The 16,797-nt window shown below is 64.2% G+C and carries 11 protein-coding genes; 1 reads left to right on the top strand and 10 read right to left on the bottom strand.

Translation table 11 applies throughout. From position 1 onward, the window contains the following. Nucleotides 1–142 precede the first annotated feature (142 nt). The 4 genes from J3U06_RS08460 to J3U06_RS08445 form a co-directional block, all read right to left on the bottom strand. Nucleotides 143–4,309: a DNA-directed RNA polymerase subunit beta' gene (locus J3U06_RS08460; RefSeq protein ID WP_267444917.1), complete on the bottom strand. Its 4,167-nt coding sequence runs from the start codon at nt 4,307–4,309 to the stop codon at nt 143–145. 88 nt (nt 4,310–4,397) lie between these two features. Then, nucleotides 4,398–7,964, bottom strand: coding sequence for a DNA-directed RNA polymerase subunit beta (gene rpoB / locus J3U06_RS08455; RefSeq protein WP_267430657.1), 3,567 nt, complete (start codon nt 7,962–7,964; stop codon nt 4,398–4,400). Nucleotides 7,965–8,158: 194 nt separating this feature from the next. Then, nucleotides 8,159–8,809 (bottom strand): hypothetical protein, encoded by a 651-nt coding sequence (locus J3U06_RS08450; RefSeq protein WP_267444916.1) that lies wholly within the window; start codon nt 8,807–8,809, stop codon nt 8,159–8,161. A gap of 30 nt (nt 8,810–8,839) precedes the next feature. Then, nucleotides 8,840–9,832 (bottom strand): A/G-specific adenine glycosylase, encoded by a 993-nt coding sequence (locus J3U06_RS08445; protein WP_267444915.1) that lies wholly within the window; start codon nt 9,830–9,832, stop codon nt 8,840–8,842. 112 nt (nt 9,833–9,944) lie between these two features. On the opposite strand from J3U06_RS08445, the gene J3U06_RS08440 reads away from it, so the two are divergent. Next, nucleotides 9,945–10,598, top strand: coding sequence for a tRNA (cytidine(34)-2'-O)-methyltransferase (locus J3U06_RS08440; protein WP_267444914.1), 654 nt, complete (start codon nt 9,945–9,947; stop codon nt 10,596–10,598). A 15-nt stretch (nt 10,599–10,613) separates the two neighbouring features. Here the strand turns inward: J3U06_RS08440 and J3U06_RS08435 are convergent, their stop codons facing one another. From J3U06_RS08435 to J3U06_RS08410, 6 genes are all read right to left on the bottom strand, one after another. Next, entirely contained in the window at nt 10,614–11,978 is a 1,365-nt protein-coding gene (locus tag J3U06_RS08435) for a PFL family protein (RefSeq protein WP_267444913.1), read from the bottom strand. A gap of 10 nt (nt 11,979–11,988) precedes the next feature. Further along, a complete protein-coding gene (locus tag J3U06_RS08430; protein WP_029677784.1) occupies nt 11,989–12,261 on the bottom strand; it encodes an ACT domain-containing protein in 273 nt (90 codons plus the stop codon). 116 nt (nt 12,262–12,377) lie between these two features. Continuing rightward, nucleotides 12,378–13,640, bottom strand: coding sequence for a galactokinase (gene galK / locus J3U06_RS08425; protein ID WP_267444912.1), 1,263 nt, complete (start codon nt 13,638–13,640; stop codon nt 12,378–12,380). Beyond that, a complete protein-coding gene (galT, locus tag J3U06_RS08420; RefSeq protein ID WP_267444911.1) occupies nt 13,637–14,920 on the bottom strand; it encodes a galactose-1-phosphate uridylyltransferase in 1,284 nt (427 codons plus the stop codon). Before galT ends, galK begins: the two co-directional genes overlap by 4 nt. An 82-nt stretch (nt 14,921–15,002) precedes the next feature. Beyond that, on the bottom strand, nt 15,003–15,854 hold the full coding sequence (locus tag J3U06_RS08415; RefSeq protein WP_267444910.1) for a DeoR/GlpR family DNA-binding transcription regulator: 852 nt from the start codon (nt 15,852–15,854) through the stop codon (nt 15,003–15,005). Between the two features lie 219 nt (nt 15,855–16,073). Then, complete coding sequence (locus tag J3U06_RS08410; protein ID WP_267401132.1) at nt 16,074–16,778, bottom strand: polyprenol monophosphomannose synthase; 705 nt, start codon at nt 16,776–16,778, stop codon at nt 16,074–16,076. Between the last annotated feature and the right edge of the window lie 19 nt (nt 16,779–16,797).

The following is a 16,797-nucleotide window of genomic DNA, read 5'->3' as shown; positions in this document are numbered from 1 at the left end:
TGGACCGCGAGAAAACAAGGTGAGGGCCCGTGCAATCGCTACGATTGCACGGGCCCTCATCCTTTATCACATCCGGCAGCCGAATCCGCCAGGCCGGGTCATCCGGCCCAAGCGTATCTACGGCTACCGGTTGTTCAGACGCTCACTGGTTGGAGTGCTGATCCTCCGAAGAGGAGAAGGTGGCCGAACCGGACTGCTGGGACGGATTCTGGGCAGAGTCACTGCCATCGGCGGCATCCGAAGATCCCGTGCTCGTGGTGGCAGCCGTCTGATCGCCGGCCTCAGCTGACGGATCCTGCACGTTGGGGGTGTCCAGATGGCTCTGGCCGCCCTGGTCGTTGAGGAAGTCGTCCGGGTTGAAGTCGTCGCCCAGCTTCAGATCCCCGAAGTCGATGTTGGAGAAGTCCACATCGTTCAGGTCGGCATCGCTCAGATCCACGTCGCCGCCACCCAGACCGAAGTTGGGGTAGATGGTGTCGCGGATGGCCTTGTCGGGCTCCACGGTGGCGTTGCGGTACCTGGCCAGGCCGGTGCCGGCAGGAATCAGCTTGCCGATGATCACGTTCTCCTTGAGGCCCTTCAGGTCGTCGACCTTCTGGTTCAGGGCGGCCTCGGTGAGCACGCGGGTCGTCTCCTGGAAGGAGGCGGCCGACAGCCAGGAGTCGGTGGCCAGGGAGGCCTTGGTGATGCCCATGAGCTCGGGACGTCCCGCGGCCGGCTTGCCTCCGGCCTTGACGGCCTTCATGTTGGCGGCCTTGAACTTGGCCTGGTCAACCAGCTCGCCGGGCAGCAGATCGGTGTCGCCCGAGTCGATGACCGTGACGCGGCGGAGCATCTGATGGACGATGACCTCGATGTGCTTGTCGTGGATGTCCACGCCCTGGGAACGGTAGACCGTGTGCACCTCGTTGACGATGTTCACCTGGGCGGCGCGTGGGCCGAGGATGCGCAGGATCTTCTTGGGATCCACGGAACCCTCGATCAGCTGGGTGCCGGCCTCGACGTGCTGTCCATCCTTGACCATCATGGGCGCACGGCGGGTGACCGGGTAGGTCAGCGCCTCCACAGAGGTGTCGTCGGGGGTCAGGGTGACCTGACGGCCGCGGTCGGTATCCTCCACCTTGACGATGCCGGGGAACTCCGCGATGGGAGCCTCGCCCTTGGGGGTACGGGCCTCGAAAAGCTCGGTGACACGGGGAAGACCCTGGGTGATATCGGAGGCCGAAGCCACACCGCCGGAGTGGAAGGAACGCAGCGTCAGCTGGGTACCGGGCTCGCCGATGGACTGGGCGGCCACGATGCCCACAGCCTCGCCCACATCCACCAGCTTGTTGGTGGCCAGAGACCAGCCGTAGCACTTGGCGCACACCCCGCGGGTGGACTCGCAGGTCAGGACCGAGCGGGCCTTGACCTCCTCAACGCCGTGGGCGACCATGTCGCGCAGGACATCCATGGACATGGCGTCGCCGCGCTTGTAAAGCACAGTCTTGCCGTCCTCCTTGGGGTCGATGACGTCGGCCGCCAGGAGGCGGGAGTAGGGACCGCCGTCGGCCGCCTTGACCAGGACCAGGTTGCCCTGCTCGTCGCGCTCGGCCACTTTCATGGTCAGACCGCGCATGGTGCCGCAGTCCTCTTCGCGCACGATCACATCCTGCGAAACATCGACCAGACGACGGGTCAGATAGCCCGATTCGGCGGTGCGCAATGCGGTGTCGGCCAGCCCCTTGCGGGCGCCGTGCTGGGAGATGAAGTACTCCAGCACCGACAGGCCGTCGTGGTAGTTGGACTTGACAGGTCGAGGAATGATCTCGCCCTTGGGGTTGGCCACCAGGCCTCGCATGCCGGCGATCTGGCGGATCTGCATCCAGTTGCCTCGCGCCCCGGACTGAACCATGATGTTCACGTTGTTGTCCGGAGTGAAGTGCTCCTGCATGGCGTCAGCCACCTTGTCGGTGCACTCGGTCCACAGGTTGATCAGCTCCTGACGGCGCTCCTCGTCGGTCAGCAGGCCCATATCGTACTGGGAGTTGACCTTGGCAGCCTGCCCCTGGTACTCGTTGACGATCTCGCTGCGCTCGGGCGGCACCACGATGTCGGAGAAGGCCATGGTCACGCCGGACCACTGCGCCCTTGTGAAGCCCAGATCCTTCAGGGCATCAAGGGTCGCCGCAACCTGTGCGGTCGAATACCGGGTGGCGATGTCGTCCACGATGCCGGACAGCTTGCCCTTGGGCACCTGCTCGTTGATGAAGGGGTAGTCCACAGGCAACGTCCGGTTGAACAGGACTCGCCCGTAGTTGGTGGCGAAGAGCCTGGAGCCATCCTTGAAGACCTCCTCCTTGACCACGTCGGGGCTGCCGGGCTCGGGGTCGACGACCTTGAGGTCGCCGGGTTCCCAGTCCTTGGGCATGACGAAGTCGGCGGGCACACGCAGCAGGATCTTGGCCTGCATGTCGATCTCGCCCAGGTCCAGAGCCATCCGAGCCTCAGCCAGGCTGGAGAAGATCCGGCCCTGACCCTTGGCGCCGTCCACGACGGTGGTCAGGTAGTACAGACCCAGAATCATGTCCTGGGAAGGCATGGTGACCGTGTGGCCGTCGGCGGGCTTGAGGATGTTGTCAGAAGCCAGCATCAGAGAGCGGGCCTCCGCCTGGGCCTCGGCCGACAGGGGCAGGTGAACTGCCATCTGGTCGCCGTCGAAGTCGGCGTTGAAGGCCGCGCAAGCCAGCGGGGGCAGGTGGATGGCTTTGCCCTCGACCAGGATGGGCTCGAAGGCCTGGATGCCCAAACGGTGCAGCGTAGGCGCACGGTTGAGCAGGACGGGATGCTCGGAGATGACCTCCTCCAGCACGCCCCAGACCTCGGGGTCGCCACGGTCCACCAGGCGCTTGGCGCTCTTCATGTTCTGGGCGTAGTTGAGGTCCACCAAGCGCTTGATGACGAAGGGCTTGAAGAGCTCCAAGGCCATGGGCTTGGGCAGGCCGCACTGGTGCATGCGCAGGGAGGGCCCGACTACGATCACGGAACGGCCGGAGTAGTCCACACGCTTGCCCAGCAGGTTCTGACGGAAGCGGCCCTGCTTGCCCTTGAGCATGTCTGCCAGGGACTTCAGGGGACGGTTGGAGGCTCCGGTGACGGGACGGCCACGGCGGCCGTTGTCGAAGAGGGAGTCCACAGCCTCCTGGAGCATGCGCTTCTCGTTGTTGAGCATGATCTCGGGAGCGCCCAGCTCGATCAGGCGCTTGAGCCTGTTGTTGCGGTTGATGACGCGCCGGTAGAGGTCGTTCAGGTCGGAGGTGGCGAAACGGCCGCCATCCAGCTGCACCATGGGGCGCAGGTCGGGCGGAATGACCGGGACGACATCCAGGACCATGGCCTCGGGCTTGTTGCCGGTGTTCAGGAAGGCGGAGACCACCTTGAGCCGCTTGAGGGCACGGGCTTTGCGCTGGCCGGAGCCGGTATCGATCTCGTGGCGGAGCTCCTTGGCGGCACCCTCCAGGTCGAAGTCCTGCAGGCGCTTCTTGATGGCCTCGGCACCCATGCAGCCCTCGAAGTAGTCACCGTAGCGGTCCTGCATCTCCCGCCACAGGTCCACGTCGCCTTCCATATCGCCGGGCTTCAGGGTCTTGAAGCGGTCGAAGACGGCGGTGATCCTCTGAATCTGATCGTCGTAACGCTTGCGGATGGCGGTCATGTCCCGCTCGGCACCGTTGCGCAGACGTGCCTTCATAGAGCCTTTGACCTCGTCGGTCTTCTCCAGCTCGGCCAGGTCCTCTTCCAGCTTCTTAGCGCGCTTGTCTATCTCCAGGTCGCGCTTTTTCTCCAGCTGGGAGATTTCGTTGTCGAACTCGTCCTGCAGGTCAGGCAGATCCTTGTGGCGCTGCTGCTCGTCCACCTTGGTGACCATGTAGGCCGCGAAGTAGATGACCTTCTCCAAGTCCTTGGGCGCAATGTCCAGCAGGTATCCCAGCCGGGAAGGCACGCCCTTGAAGAACCAGATGTGGGTGACGGGGGCGGCCAGCTCGATGTGGCCCATACGCTCGCGGCGGACGCGGGAGCGGGTGACCTCCACGCCGCAACGCTCGCAGACGATCCCCTTGAAGCGCACGCGCTTGTACTTGCCGCAGGCGCACTCCCAATCTCGGGTGGGTCCGAAGATCTGCTCGCCGAACAGACCGTCCTTCTCGGGCTTCAAGGTACGGTAGTTGATGGTTTCGGGCTTCTTGACCTCGCCATAGCTCCAGCCGCGGATGTCGTCGGCGGTGGCCAGTCCGATTCTCAGTTTGTCAAATGCATTGACGTCCAGCACTCTGTGTCCTGTCTCTGATCTTGTAACTGCTCTGAAGTTTGCCTCTTGGCGGGATGCCCGTCAGACGGGCATCCCTGTGACTGGTGGTTCAGCGGTACTCCGGCTCGGGAGCGGACTGGTCTGCCTTGGCTGCAGCGTCCGGACGGGCGCCGATGTTGAAGCCCAGGTCGTCGGAGGCAGCGCTCGGGTCGTCGTCCTCGTCCTTCATCTCGATCACGTTGCCTTCCGCGTTGAGCACTTCCACGTTCAAGGAGAGCGACTGCATCTCCTTGAGCAGCACCTTGAAGGATTCGGGGATGCCGGCTGCCGGCAGGTTCTCCCCGCGCACGATGGCTCCGTATGCCCGGACGCGGCCATCCACGTCGTCGGACTTGGTGGTCATCATCTCGTGCAGGGTGTAAGCGGCGCCGTAGGCCTCCAAGGCCCAGACCTCCATCTCGCCGAAACGCTGGCCGCCGAACTGGGCCTTACCGCCCAGGGGCTGCTGGGTGATCATGGAGTAAGGGCCGGTGGACCGGGCGTGAATCTTGTCGTCGACCAGGTGGTGGAGCTTGAGCATGTACATGTAGCCCACGGAGATGGGCTTGGTGAAAGGCTCGCCGGTACGGCCATCGTAGAGCACGGCCTTGCCGTCGTCGCCCACCAGGCGCTCGCCGTCACGGTTGGGCAGGGTGGTCTTGAGCAGACCGTTCAGGGCATCCTGACGCACGCCGTCGAAAACCGGGGTGGCCACGGCGGTGCCGGGCTCGGCCTTCTCGGCGCCTGCCGGGATGTGCTTCTTCCACTCCGCTTCCAAGTCGGGGTCCAGGCTGATGTCCCAGCCGGAGTGGGCGATCCACCCCAGGTGGAGCTCCAGGACCTGGCCCAGGTTCATACGGGAGGGCACCCCCAGGGGGTTGAGCATGATGTCGATGGGGGTGCCATCGGCCATGAAGGGCATATCCTCCTCGGGCAGGATTCTCGAGATGACGCCCTTGTTGCCGTGGCGGCCCGAGAGCTTGTCGCCCTGGGTGATCTTGCGGTGCTGGGCGATGTAGACCCGGATCATCCGGTTGACGCCGTTGGGTAGCTCGTCGCCGTCCTCCTCGGCATCCTCGCGGGTGACCTCCTTGACCTCGATGACCGTGCCGGTCTCGCCGTGGGGCACCCGCAGGCTGGTGTCGCGCACCTCGCGGCTCTTCTCGCCGAAGATGGCCCGCAGGAGCCGCTCCTCGGGGGTCAGCTCGGTCTCACCCTTGGGGGTGACCTTGCCGACCAGGATGTCGCCGGCCTCGACCTCGGCACCGATGCGGATGATGCCGCGCTCGTCAAGGTTGGCCACTGCATCCTCGCCCACGTTGGGCAGGTCGCGGGTGATCTCCTCGGCGCCCAACTTGGTCTCGCGGGCGTCGGTCTCGTACTCCTCGATGTGGATGGAGCTCAGGGTGTCGTCCTGGACCAGACGCTGGGAAATGATGACGGCGTCCTCGTAGTTGTAGCCGTTCCAAGGCATGAAGGCCACCAGGAGGTTCTTGCCCAGGGCCATCTCGCCCTTCTGGGTGGCGGGGCCATCAGCGAGGACCGTGCCGGCCTCGACCCGCTCCCCATCCTTGATCAGAGGAACCTGGTTGTAGCAGGTGGTCTGGTTGGACCGCTGGAACTTGGCCAGCTTGTAGGAGGACTGGGTGCCGTCGTCATTCATGACACGAATGATGTCGGCGGAGACGTAGGTGACCACGCCTGGCTTCTCGGCCAGGATGACGTCACCGGAATCGATGGCGGACCGCCACTCGGAACCGGTACCCACCAGGGGACGCTCGGACTTGACCAGGGGGACGGCCTGACGCTGCATGTTGGTGCCCATCAGTGCTCGGTGGCCCTCGTCGTGCTCCAAGAAGGGGATCAGGGAGGCACCCACCGAAACCATCTGCCGGGGGGAGACATCCATCAGATCCACCTGGGAGACGGGCACATCCTTGGCCTCGGCCTCGGCATCACGGACCAGGGCCTCGTCCTCGACGAAGTGTCCGGTCTCGTCGATCTCCTGGTTGGCCTGGGCGATGGTGTGCTCGGACTCCTGGTCGGCGGTCATGTAGACCACGTCGTCGGTCACCTGGCCATCAATGACCTTGCGGTAGGGGGTCTCGATGAAGCCGAAGGGGTTGACGCGGGCGAAGGTGGCCAGGGAGCCGATCAGACCGATGTTGGGACCTTCAGGGGACTCGATGGGGCACATGCGTCCGTAGTGGGAGGGGTGCACATCGCGCACCTCCATGGAGGCACGGTCGCGGGACAGGCCGCCGGGGCCCAGGGCCGAAAGACGACGCTTGTTGGTCACGCCGGCCAGCGGGTTGTTCTGATCCATGAACTGGCTCAGCTGGGAGGTTCCGAAGAACTCCTTGATGGTGGCGTTGACCGGGCGGATGTTGATCAGGGACTGCGGGGTGATGGCCTCGGCGTCCTGGGTGGTCATCCTCTCGCGGACCACACGCTCCATACGGCTCAGGCCGGTGCGCAGCTGGTTCTGGATCAGCTCGCCCACCTGGCGGATGCGGCGGTTGCCGAAGTGGTCGATGTCGTCCACGTCCACCCGCAGCTCGATGTCCTGGCCGTCGCGGCGGCCGGGGAAGGTCTGCCCGCCGGCATGCAGGGTCACCAGATACTTCAGGGTGGCGATGATGTCCTCGGGATGCAGGCTGCGGTCGTTGAAATCGGCCTCAAGGCCCAGCTTGCGGTTGATCTTGTAACGACCGACCCGGGCCAGGTCGTAGCGCTTGGTGTTGAAGTAGAAGGAGTCCAGCAGGTTGCGGCCGGCCTCGGGAGAAGCGGTGTCAGCAGGCCGGATCTTGCGGTAGAGGTCGGTCAGGGCCTCGTCCTGGGTCTCGATGGTCTCCTTCTCCAGGGCATCCAGCACCAGCGGGTAGCCCTTGAAGGCCTTGCGGATCTGCGGCTTGGTCATGCCGATGGCCATGAGGAAGACGATGGCGGACTGCTTGCGCTTGCGGTCCACGCGCACGCCCAGCACATCGCGCTTGTCGATCTCAAACTCCAGCCAGGCACCCCGGCTGGGGATGATCTTGGCCCCGAAAATCTCCTTGTCGGAGTTGCGGTCCTGGGTGCGGTCGAAGTAGACACCCGGGGAGCGAACCAGCTGGGAGACGATAACGCGCTCCGAGCCCCCGATAATGAAGGTGCCGTGAGGGGTCTGCAGCGGGAAGTCGCCCATGAAGACGGTCTGCGACTTGATCTCGCCGGTGTCCCCGTTTTCGAACTCGGCGTTCACATACAGAGGAGCCGAGTAGGTGTAGTCCTTCTCCTTGCACTCCTGGACCGTGTGCCGAGGCTCCTCGAAGTAAGGATCCGAGAAGGTCAGGCTCATGGTCTGGGCGAAGTTCTCAATGGGAGAGATCTCCTGGAAGACCTCATCCAGGCCGGAGACGGGGGCCACGGTATGGGTCCCGTTGACCTGATCCTCCTCGACCCGCTTCTTCCAGCGGTCGTTGCCGACCAGCCAGTCGAAGCTATCGGTCTGCACACCCAGGAGGTAGGGCACCTCGATGGGTTCGCGGATGGATCCGAAGTTGACACGATCGGTGGCCTTGTGCAGTTTGATGTCGTGTTCGTCAGCGCGTGCCTGCGTAGTGGTGGTACTTCTTACAGCTTTATTGGCAGCCAAAATGGACGTTCCTTATCGCTCGCCGTACTCGATCATTCCTGTTACCCCAGGGAGATGCCGAATGGCCGCCATATGCCTATTCGCGGGCACCTCCTCGATGATGCATGCCCGCTATATGACACACCTCATGCAAAGCATCAAGAGTACCAGCTAAGAGCCCCGGAAGCAATCGGCGTGTCGTTTTAGAGCAACTGCTATTGGACCATGACCGGCACAGGCTGGGAAACCACTCGGGGATTGGCCTTGAGGACCAGCTTGGCCTGGTAGGAGCCGGCATTGACGCGGGGCAGCTGATCGTCGGGCAGGCAGCTGTCCTGACTGCTGTCGGCATTCCAGGTGATGGTCTGCACGTCCTTGTCGCCGGTGGCCATGAGCAGGGTGCGAGCCCCAACCGGACAGGCATCGGAACGCCAGATGGTCTCCTCGCCGCTGGTGATAATCAGCACCCGGCCGCCGTCGGAGCCGTCCACCAGACAGGAGCCCGTTCCCTTGTGACGAATGGTCGCCGTAAAGTCGATGGATCCGCCGACCCCGGTACTGGGATCGGGCGCGGCCAGCTCCAAGGCCAAGTCCTCCTTGCCGCAGTCAGGAGCTCCTGAGGAACGCTTCTTGCCGGAATCCTTCTTCTGCTTGTCTTTGTCCTTGGATTTGGTCTTTGAGCTCTGCTGGACACTGGTCGAGGTTCCCTGGGCCCCATTGCCTCCACGCAGTGCTCGGATGCCGGCCCCCACGCCCAAGACCAGACCAGCGCAGACCAACAGAAAGAGCACCGCCAGCAGGGCAGCCGCAATCCTCCGGCGACGGTACATCCGCCGCTTCTTCTCGCTCATGCGTCGCTTGGCCATACTTCTCCAGTCTAATCGTCAGGGCTGCCTTCACTGCGGCAGACTCAGGAGGCCATCTGGGCCGATCTCCAGAAGGCCGTCCTCGTCCAGGGAGGCGATACACCGATCAAGTCGGATTTCGTCGTCGCACAGGGATTTCAGGTCCTTCCTGGAGACGGGCGCGCCCGAAGCCTGTCGCAGTGCCTGGAGAATGGATCCGCGAATCTGCCGATCGGTGCCTGCGAAGCGCTGCCGGGGCCTGGTCCTGCCTGCACCCAGACCGGGCAGCCCAGCCTTGAGGAAACGGCAGTGGCCGGCCAGAGGACAGATGTCGCAGACCGGCTTGCGGGCCACACAGACCGTAGCCCCCAGCTCCATAACGGCCTGATTCCATCGGGCCGAGGGCGGCTCCCGCCAGGCTGCCGACCGGATCTGCGGGTCAGCCGTTCCCAAGCTGTCGTCACCATTCACGTGATGATCAGAAACTTCTGAATCTTCGTCCTCAGGCAGGACCTGCCAGGCCAGCTGGCGCTCTTCTCGGCTGGCAGCACCCCCTTTGGATTCACGTCCCAGAAAGACCCTGGAGAGCACCCTGCGAATGTTGGTATCGATGACGGCGATCCTCTCGCCGTAGGCAAAGCTCATGACAGCGCTGGCCGTATAGTCGCCGATGCCAGGCAGGGCCACCAGCTGGTCGTAATCCCGGGGCAGCCGGTCTGCGTACTGACTGGCCACCTGCCGCGCGCACTCCTGCAGGCGCAGGGCTCGGCGCGGGTAACCCAACCTGCCCCAGGCCGTAATGACTTCAGCCTTGGGGGCGGCGGCCAGTGAGGCCGCATCCGGCCAGACTTTCATCCAGGCCGTCCAGTAGGGCACCACCCGACTCATCTGGGTCTGTTGGCTCATGACCTCGGAGACCAGGACCCCCCAGGGCGTGGTTCGCCCGAAGCGCCAGGGCAGGTCGCGGGCATATCGGCTCCACCAGTCGAACAGCCGCAGACGGATGGGCTCCGTCTCCGCCAAGGTCGTCTCCGCACGCTCCATGGGTCACACCGCCCCTCACCATCCGATTCCGCCTCATTCAACCGCCGTATTCTGCCCGACGGTGCCGACCGGCACTGCCTGGCCTGTCGTTTGGCGACGGTAGGTTGGCCTCATGAACAGGCAGGAACAGGAGCGGTCCGGCAACCCCTCGAAGGCCGTCGAAAGCATGTACGAGTACGGATACCGCAAATCGAACTATGGTCCCGACGAGCTGGTCACCGACGCCCACGGCAACCCCATATCGGTAGTGGATGCCATGATGAAGGCCGATCAGGCCAGCCGTGTCAAGACCTCCACGCCCCACCTGTGCTACTACTCGCCGCGAATCCCCGGCAACACCGGCTCGGCCATCCGCCTATGCGCCGTGACCGGCACCATCCTGCACCTGATAGAACCCCTGGGCTTCAACCTCAAAGACACCAAGCTGCGCCGGGCCGGCCTGGACTACCACGACATGGCCCATGTAGTCCTGCACCCGGACTTCGACGACCTGGTCCGCTCCATGCCCGACAGCCGAATCATCGCCTTCACCGCCCACGCCGACAAGCTCTACACCGAGGTCAGCTACCGGCCGGACGACATCCTCCTGTTCGGCCCCGAACCGGGCGACATCCCCGACCCCATGGAGATCATGGCCGGCCCTCACGTGGCCGAACAGGTCAGGCTGCCCATGCGACCCAGCCTGCGCAGCCTGAACCTGACCAACTGCGCCTCCATCGCCATCTACGAGGCCTGGCGGCAACTGGGATTCCAAGGCGGTCGCTGAACCCCGCGAGCGCACTCAGTTCTTGAAGCTGTGAATGGGTGCCGGGATGTGTCCGCCTCGATTGACGAAGTCCGCGCAGGAACGGGTATTGACCGGCACGACCGGCCCGCCGCCCATGAGCCCGCCGAACTCGGCCCACTCGCCCACCTGCTTGCCGATGACAGGAATGACCCTGACAGCGGTGGTCTTCTGATTGATCATGCCTATGGCCGCCTCGTCGGAGATCAGGCCGGCAATGGACTCAGCAGATGTATCCCCGGGGATGGGGATCATATCCAGCCCCACCGAGCAGACGCAGGTCATGGCTTCAAGCTTCTCCAGGGTCAGGCTCCCCTCCTGCGCAGCCTGGATCATGGCGGCGTCCTCGGACACGGGGATGAAGGCCCCAGACAGCCCGCCCACCGAGCTGGAAGCCATGATGCCGCCCTTCTTGACCTGATCATTGAGGATGGCGAGAGCAGCGGTGGTCCCCGGTGCGCCCACCTGCTCCAGGCCCATGGCCTGCAGGACCTCGCCCACTGAATCCCCGACGGCAGGGGTGGGCGCCAGGGACAGGTCGATGATCCCGAAGGGCACGTCCAACCGACGGCTGGCCTCCTGGGCCACCAGCTGCCCCACCCTGGTGATCTTGAAAGCCGTGCGCTTGATGGTCTCGCAGAGCTGCCCGAAGTCCGCCCCTCGCGCGGATTCGAGGGCGGTCTTGACCACTCCAGGACCGGAGACCCCCACGTTGATGACGGCCGACCCCTGGCTGACCCCATGGAAACCGCCGGCCATGAAGGGGTTGTCGTCCGGAGCGTTGCAGAAGACCACCAGCTTGGTGCAGCCGGAGCTGTCCGAGTCGGCGGTGCTCTCGGCAGTGGCCTTGATGACCCGGCCCATCAGGGCTACGGCATCCATGTCGATGCCCGTTCTGGTGGAGCCCACGTTGACGCTGGCGCAGACCCGTTCCGTCTGGCTCAGCGCCCTGGGCAGAGACTTTATCAGCAGCCGCTCGGCCGGGGTCATGCCCTTGCCGACCAGGGCCGAGTAGCCGCCGATCAGGTTGACGCCGACCTCTTGGGCCGAGCGGTCCAGGGCCTTGGCCACGGCCACATAGTCCTCCACGGTGTGGCAGGCTCCGGCGGCCACCAGAGATATGGGGGTGACGGTGATCCGCTTGTTGACGATGGGAATGCCGTATTCGCGGGCGATGGAGTCCCCAGTGGGCACCAGGTCGTTGGCCAGGGAGACGATCTTGCGATGAATGTTTCGGCAGAGCATGTCCACATCCTGGCTGGCGCAGTCCAGCAGGCTGATGCCCATAGTGATGGTGCGCACGTCCAGGCGCTCCCGGTCGATCATGTCGTTGGTCTCCAGGACCTCGTCACGTGTGATCATGGCTGCCTCCTCAGACCCGGTGCATCCTTGTGAAGATCTCCTCGCGTTGGCAACGGATGGAGACTCCGATGTCCTCTCCCAGGGATTCCATCCTCTGACTCAACGCATCGAAATCATCCCGGCAGGCGGTGCAGTCCACAATCATCATCATGGTGAAGAAGCCGTCCAGAATGGTCTGCGAGATGTCCAGCACGTTGATACCCTGCTGGGAAAGGTCTGTGCAGACCTTGCCGATGATGCCGATGGCATCCTTGCCTACCACCGTGATGATCGCCTTGTCCATGACCGTCCTCCTCATCCACCTCGCCCTTGACCGGATCCCGTGAAAACCGGATCCCCGCTCCCCCAGCTTAGAGGAGCGCCGGGAGAAGCAAGGTCGTAGAAGTCTACAGTCCGGATTCAGGATTCGCGCGCAGCAGCCGAAGAGGGCAGGGCGATCAGGGCCCTTGGGGCCTTGAATCCTTTGGAGGCGAATCGTTCGGCGATGTCACGGGCAAGATCGGAACCCTTGCCGGCATCAGCCAGGGCGATGATGGATCCGCCGAACCCGCCGCCAGTCATGCGAGCCCCGTAGGCCCCGCCCTGGCGTGCCGCATCCACGGCCTCATCCAGCTCCGGGCAGGTAACTTCGTAATCGTCCCTGAGAGAGTCATGGGAGGCGTTGAACAGGCGGCCGGCCAGGACGTAATCGCCCCTGCCGAAGGCCTCGATGAAGCGGTCCACCCGTCCAATCTCGCTGACCACGTGACGGACCCGCCGACGCATGGTCTCCTCAGGCAGCTGCTCCAGCAGGACAGCCAGGGCGGATGGCGGATCAGCAGCCCCATTGACCTGATCGGCCGCCTGACGCAGGTTGGCCACCCCCAGCAGATGCGCGGCCTGCTCACAGGTGGCCCGTCGCTGATCGTATTGGCCGTCGTTGAGCTGATGCTGGGCCCTGGTGTCGACGACCAGCAGCTCCAGGCCCGCAGCTTGCAGGTCGAAGGGGACCTGGTGCACGTTGCTCATGGCATCCAGCTCTGGCCGACAATCCAGCCGCAGGGCGCAGCCGGTTCGACATCGCATGGCGGCGCTCTGATCCATGCCGCCGGTGGAGGCGCCGGCCATATCGTTCTCAGCCGTGATGGCGGCCTGGATCAGCCTGACCCGGCCAGCCTCGTCACCGCCCAGCCCCAGACCGAAGAGGTCATCCAGGGCCAGGGCCACGGCACAGGTCATGGCCGCCGAAGAGCTCAACCCTGACCCGACTGGCACACAGGAGGCCAGGGCCAGGTCAAACCCTCGAACCCCAAGGAAGCCGTCCCGCTGCAGGGCCCAGGCCACGCCGACCGGGTAGGCCGCCCATCCGCTCACTCCCCGGGCCTGCAGGCCATTCAGGTCAGCCTGGACCGGATGCTCCGGATCCATGGTGGAGACCAGTCGGACGCGGCTGTCCGTCCTGGGGCTGACGGCCACATAGGTACGGGTGGGCAGGGCGATGGGCAGACAGAGCCCGGCGTTGTAATCCGTGTGCTCGCCGATCAGGTTGACCCGGCCAGGGGCGCTCCAGGTGCCCTGGGGACCCTCGCCATAGACTTTTTGGAAGAGCTCGCGGGCCTTGGCGGCCCCTTGGCCGTCGGCACCCTGGGTCCAGGCGTGTATGAATTCCGCTGTCTTCGTCATTGATTTTCTCCATTCTCCAGGTCCAGGGGCCCCAGCTGGCGGAAACGGTCGGCGATCCGCTCGGGAGTGGTATCCGACACCCAGGCAGCCATGCCTGACTCGGATCCGGCAAGATACTTGATTTTGTCCACGGCCCGACGGAAGGAGAAGAACTGCAGGTTGAGCCGGTAGTCCTCCCGCCGCGGATCGTGCAGCGGTGCCTGGTGCCAGGCGGCGATGTAGGGCAGATCCATCCCCCTGCCGTCGCCCTTGTCGAAGAAGGCGTTGCCCCTCTTGAGCAGGGTGGAATACATGACGGCCAGGTCCCAGCGCTCCTGGTCGTTGAGCTGATCCAGGCTCAGGATCCCGTCGCGGATGGGGGCCAGGTGGACTTCCAGGGGCCAGCGAGCGGCGGCAGGCACATAGGCCACCCAGGTGGCATTGCGGAAGACCACCCGCCGCCCGGAGTCCAGCTCGGCCTTGAGGATGTCCGCCAGGAGGTTGCCGCCGGTGCGCTCCCGGTAGTCGGCGCACTGCCTCAACTCCTGCTCCAGCCGGGGGGCGATGAAGGGGTAGCAGTAGATCTGTCCGTGGGGGTGGGCCAGGGAGACGCCGATCTCCTGGCCATGGTTCTCGAAGGGGAAGATCTGTTCGATGCCCTCCATGGTCGAGATCTCAGCAGTCCGGAAGGCCCAGGCCTCCACCACCGTCCGCAGACGGGAAACCGGCAGATCGGCGGGCAACGCGTGCTCATCGGGGTCGAAGCAGACCACCTCGCAGCGCCCGTTGGCCTCGCGCACTGGCCAGAGTGGGTTGCCGTCCACCAGGGAGGACTGGTCGACCGCCTGGGTATTGGGCACCTGCATCATGGAGGGGAAACGGTTCTCGAAGACCGCCACGTTGTAGTCCACATCGGGGATCTCCCCATCCTGGTAGGGGTCCCCGGGCTTTCTGGCGGCCAGGGGGTTGCCCTTGGCGGTGGCCTGCGGGCCGGCGGTGATGGGCCGGTTCATCCGGGCCGTGGCCATGGGAATCCAGTCGCCGGTCAGAGGGTCCCGACGCATCTGCGGCGGCTGGAAGGGCACCGTCCTGCCCTCCTGGTCCTGATGGGGGGCGAACCGGTCGGTCAGCGGACGGGGATCGTCCAGACGCCTGGTCTTGCGGCCGGAGACGTACTCAGGATCGTCGTCCAGGTAGAAGAACCGGCGTCCGTCGGCCAGCCTGGTGGGGGTGATGCGGATGTGCTCCCTAGCATACTCGCCGGGAACATACCGTTGGGGGACATACTGCTCTGACTTCATGCTGCTCCTTCATCGTCCGTGATGATTGACAATCCATGGCAACCAGCTATGGCAACCCGCACACCCCAGTGTGACCGGCCGCTCATTGAACCTGATCCTCAGACCCATCGGTGGGTTGAGCCTGGCCTTCCTCGGGGTTTACCGGCACCAACACCAGCCGCTTGACCAGGGACCGGGTGGCCTCGGCCGACTCCTGGTCCAGCTGGTCGTCGGTGATGACGGTGTCTACCTGGTCGAAGGAGGCGAACAGGGACAGGGAGGTGCAGCTCCACTTGGTATGGTCGGTCAGGATGATGGTCCGGTCGGCGATGTCCATCAGCGCCATATCGGTGGCCGCCTCCAGGGAATTGGGCATCAGGAAGCCGCGTGGGATGGAGACCGAGTGAGTCCCCAGAAAGACCGTGTTGACCCGCAGGGAGGCAATGACCTTATCCGCAATGGGGCCTACCAGGGAGTTGGACCGGGTGATGACGCCGCCGGTGACGATGACCTCGACGTCCTTGCTCTCCATGGCCTGAACCAGCTCGGCCACGGGGATGGAATTGGTCAGCAGGGTCACGCCGGCACACTGACGGCTCTCCAGGAGGTGCTGGGCGAAGACATAGGCCGTGGTTCCGCCGCCGATGGCGATGACGTCACCCGGGGAAACGTAGTCGATGGCATGACGGGCGATGGTGTCCTTGAGGCCCATGTCCATCTGCGACTTGACCGAGAAGAGCGGCTCAGCCAGCAGCGAGCTGGTGGTGACGGCCCCTCCGTGGACCCTCTTGAGCAGGCCCTTGTCCGCCAGGTCGGCAATGTCCCGACGGATGGTCATGGCGGAAACGCCCAGCTCCTTGGAGAGGGCGGTGATACGGACTGCGCCACGAGTACGCAACCGGTTCAATATCAGGTGTTGGCGTTGTGACGATATCATTCGAACATTATCGCACACATTCGCCCAAATTGGCAAGCCGGCCATTGGACTGTGGTCGCGGTCCAAAAACAGGGGCGAACAATCGATGTTTCCTCGATACCCCGACCATTCTTCCATATGCCAGAGGCCTGCCGCGGCTATTGCAGCAATCTGTCAGCCAAGGCACATTCTGTCTTCAAGTCGCCCACAAGGGCCTGCTGGGTCGCCTGAGAAAGCGAACACGATGGTGATGCAATGTCAGTTTCGATGGGTCAACCGTTCAAGTCCCCACAGGGTCACCTGGACCATGGCCTCCAGTACGATCCCGGCATCCATCTTCGAGCTGCCGCGAACCCGCTCCACGAAGACTATAGGCACTTCGACGACGCTCAGACCCATGGCCTGGACCCGACGCAGCATATCCACCTGAAAGACGTAGCCGCTGGAGCGAACCTTTCCCAGATCGATGCGCCTGAGCACATCCGCTCGATAGACCCGCAGCCCGGCGGTCATGTCACGCACTGAGGATCCCAGGGCGGTGCGCGCATACCAGGATCCCATACGCGAGATCAGGTCCCGATACCAGGGCCAATGTTGAGTGCGGCCTCCGCGCACCCGGCGCGAGCCGATGACCAGATCCGGATGCGCCTCACCTCGGGCCACCGCCAGCATCCTAGCCAGATCCTGGGGTCGATGGGAGCCATCCATGTCCATCTCGCAGATCAGGCCATAGCCATGCCCCAAAGCCCAGCGGAAACCCTGCACGTAGGCAGGACCCAACCCGCGGCGGTCATGCCGATGGATGACGTGCACGCGAGGGTCGCGCTTGGCCATGTCCTCGGCCTTGGCACCGGTGCCGTCCGGCGAGTTGTCGTCGACGACCAGGACATCGACTTCCGGACAGCAGGCCAGCAGCTGTGGAAGGGTCACCCCAATGTTGTCAGCCTCTTGATAGGTAGGCATGACCACAACGGTCCCTGCT

The sequence above is a fragment of the Bifidobacterium sp. B4142 genome (assembly GCF_026537325.1).
Lineage (GTDB): Bacteria > Actinomycetota > Actinomycetes > Actinomycetales > Bifidobacteriaceae > Bombiscardovia.
This window is presented reverse-complemented; position numbering and strand designations above follow the sequence as displayed.

Coding starts and splice junctions, on each gene's coding strand:
- J3U06_RS08450 (WP_267444916.1), bottom strand. CDS start 8,809: ATGGCCAAGCGACGCATGAGCGAGAAGAAGCGGCGGATGTACCGTCGC.
- J3U06_RS08445 (WP_267444915.1), bottom strand. CDS start 9,832: ATGGAGCGTGCGGAGACGACCTTGGCGGAGACGGAGCCCATCCGTCTG.
- J3U06_RS08440 (WP_267444914.1), top strand. CDS start 9,945: ATGAACAGGCAGGAACAGGAGCGGTCCGGCAACCCCTCGAAGGCCGTC.
- J3U06_RS08435 (WP_267444913.1), bottom strand. CDS start 11,978: ATGATCACACGTGACGAGGTCCTGGAGACCAACGACATGATCGACCGG.
- J3U06_RS08430 (WP_029677784.1), bottom strand. CDS start 12,261: ATGGACAAGGCGATCATCACGGTGGTAGGCAAGGATGCCATCGGCATC.
- galK (WP_267444912.1), bottom strand. CDS start 13,640: ATGACGAAGACAGCGGAATTCATACACGCCTGGACCCAGGGTGCCGAC.
- galT (WP_267444911.1), bottom strand. CDS start 14,920: ATGAAGTCAGAGCAGTATGTCCCCCAACGGTATGTTCCCGGCGAGTAT.
- J3U06_RS08410 (WP_267401132.1), bottom strand. CDS start 16,778: ATGCCTACCTATCAAGAGGCTGACAACATTGGGGTGACCCTTCCACAG.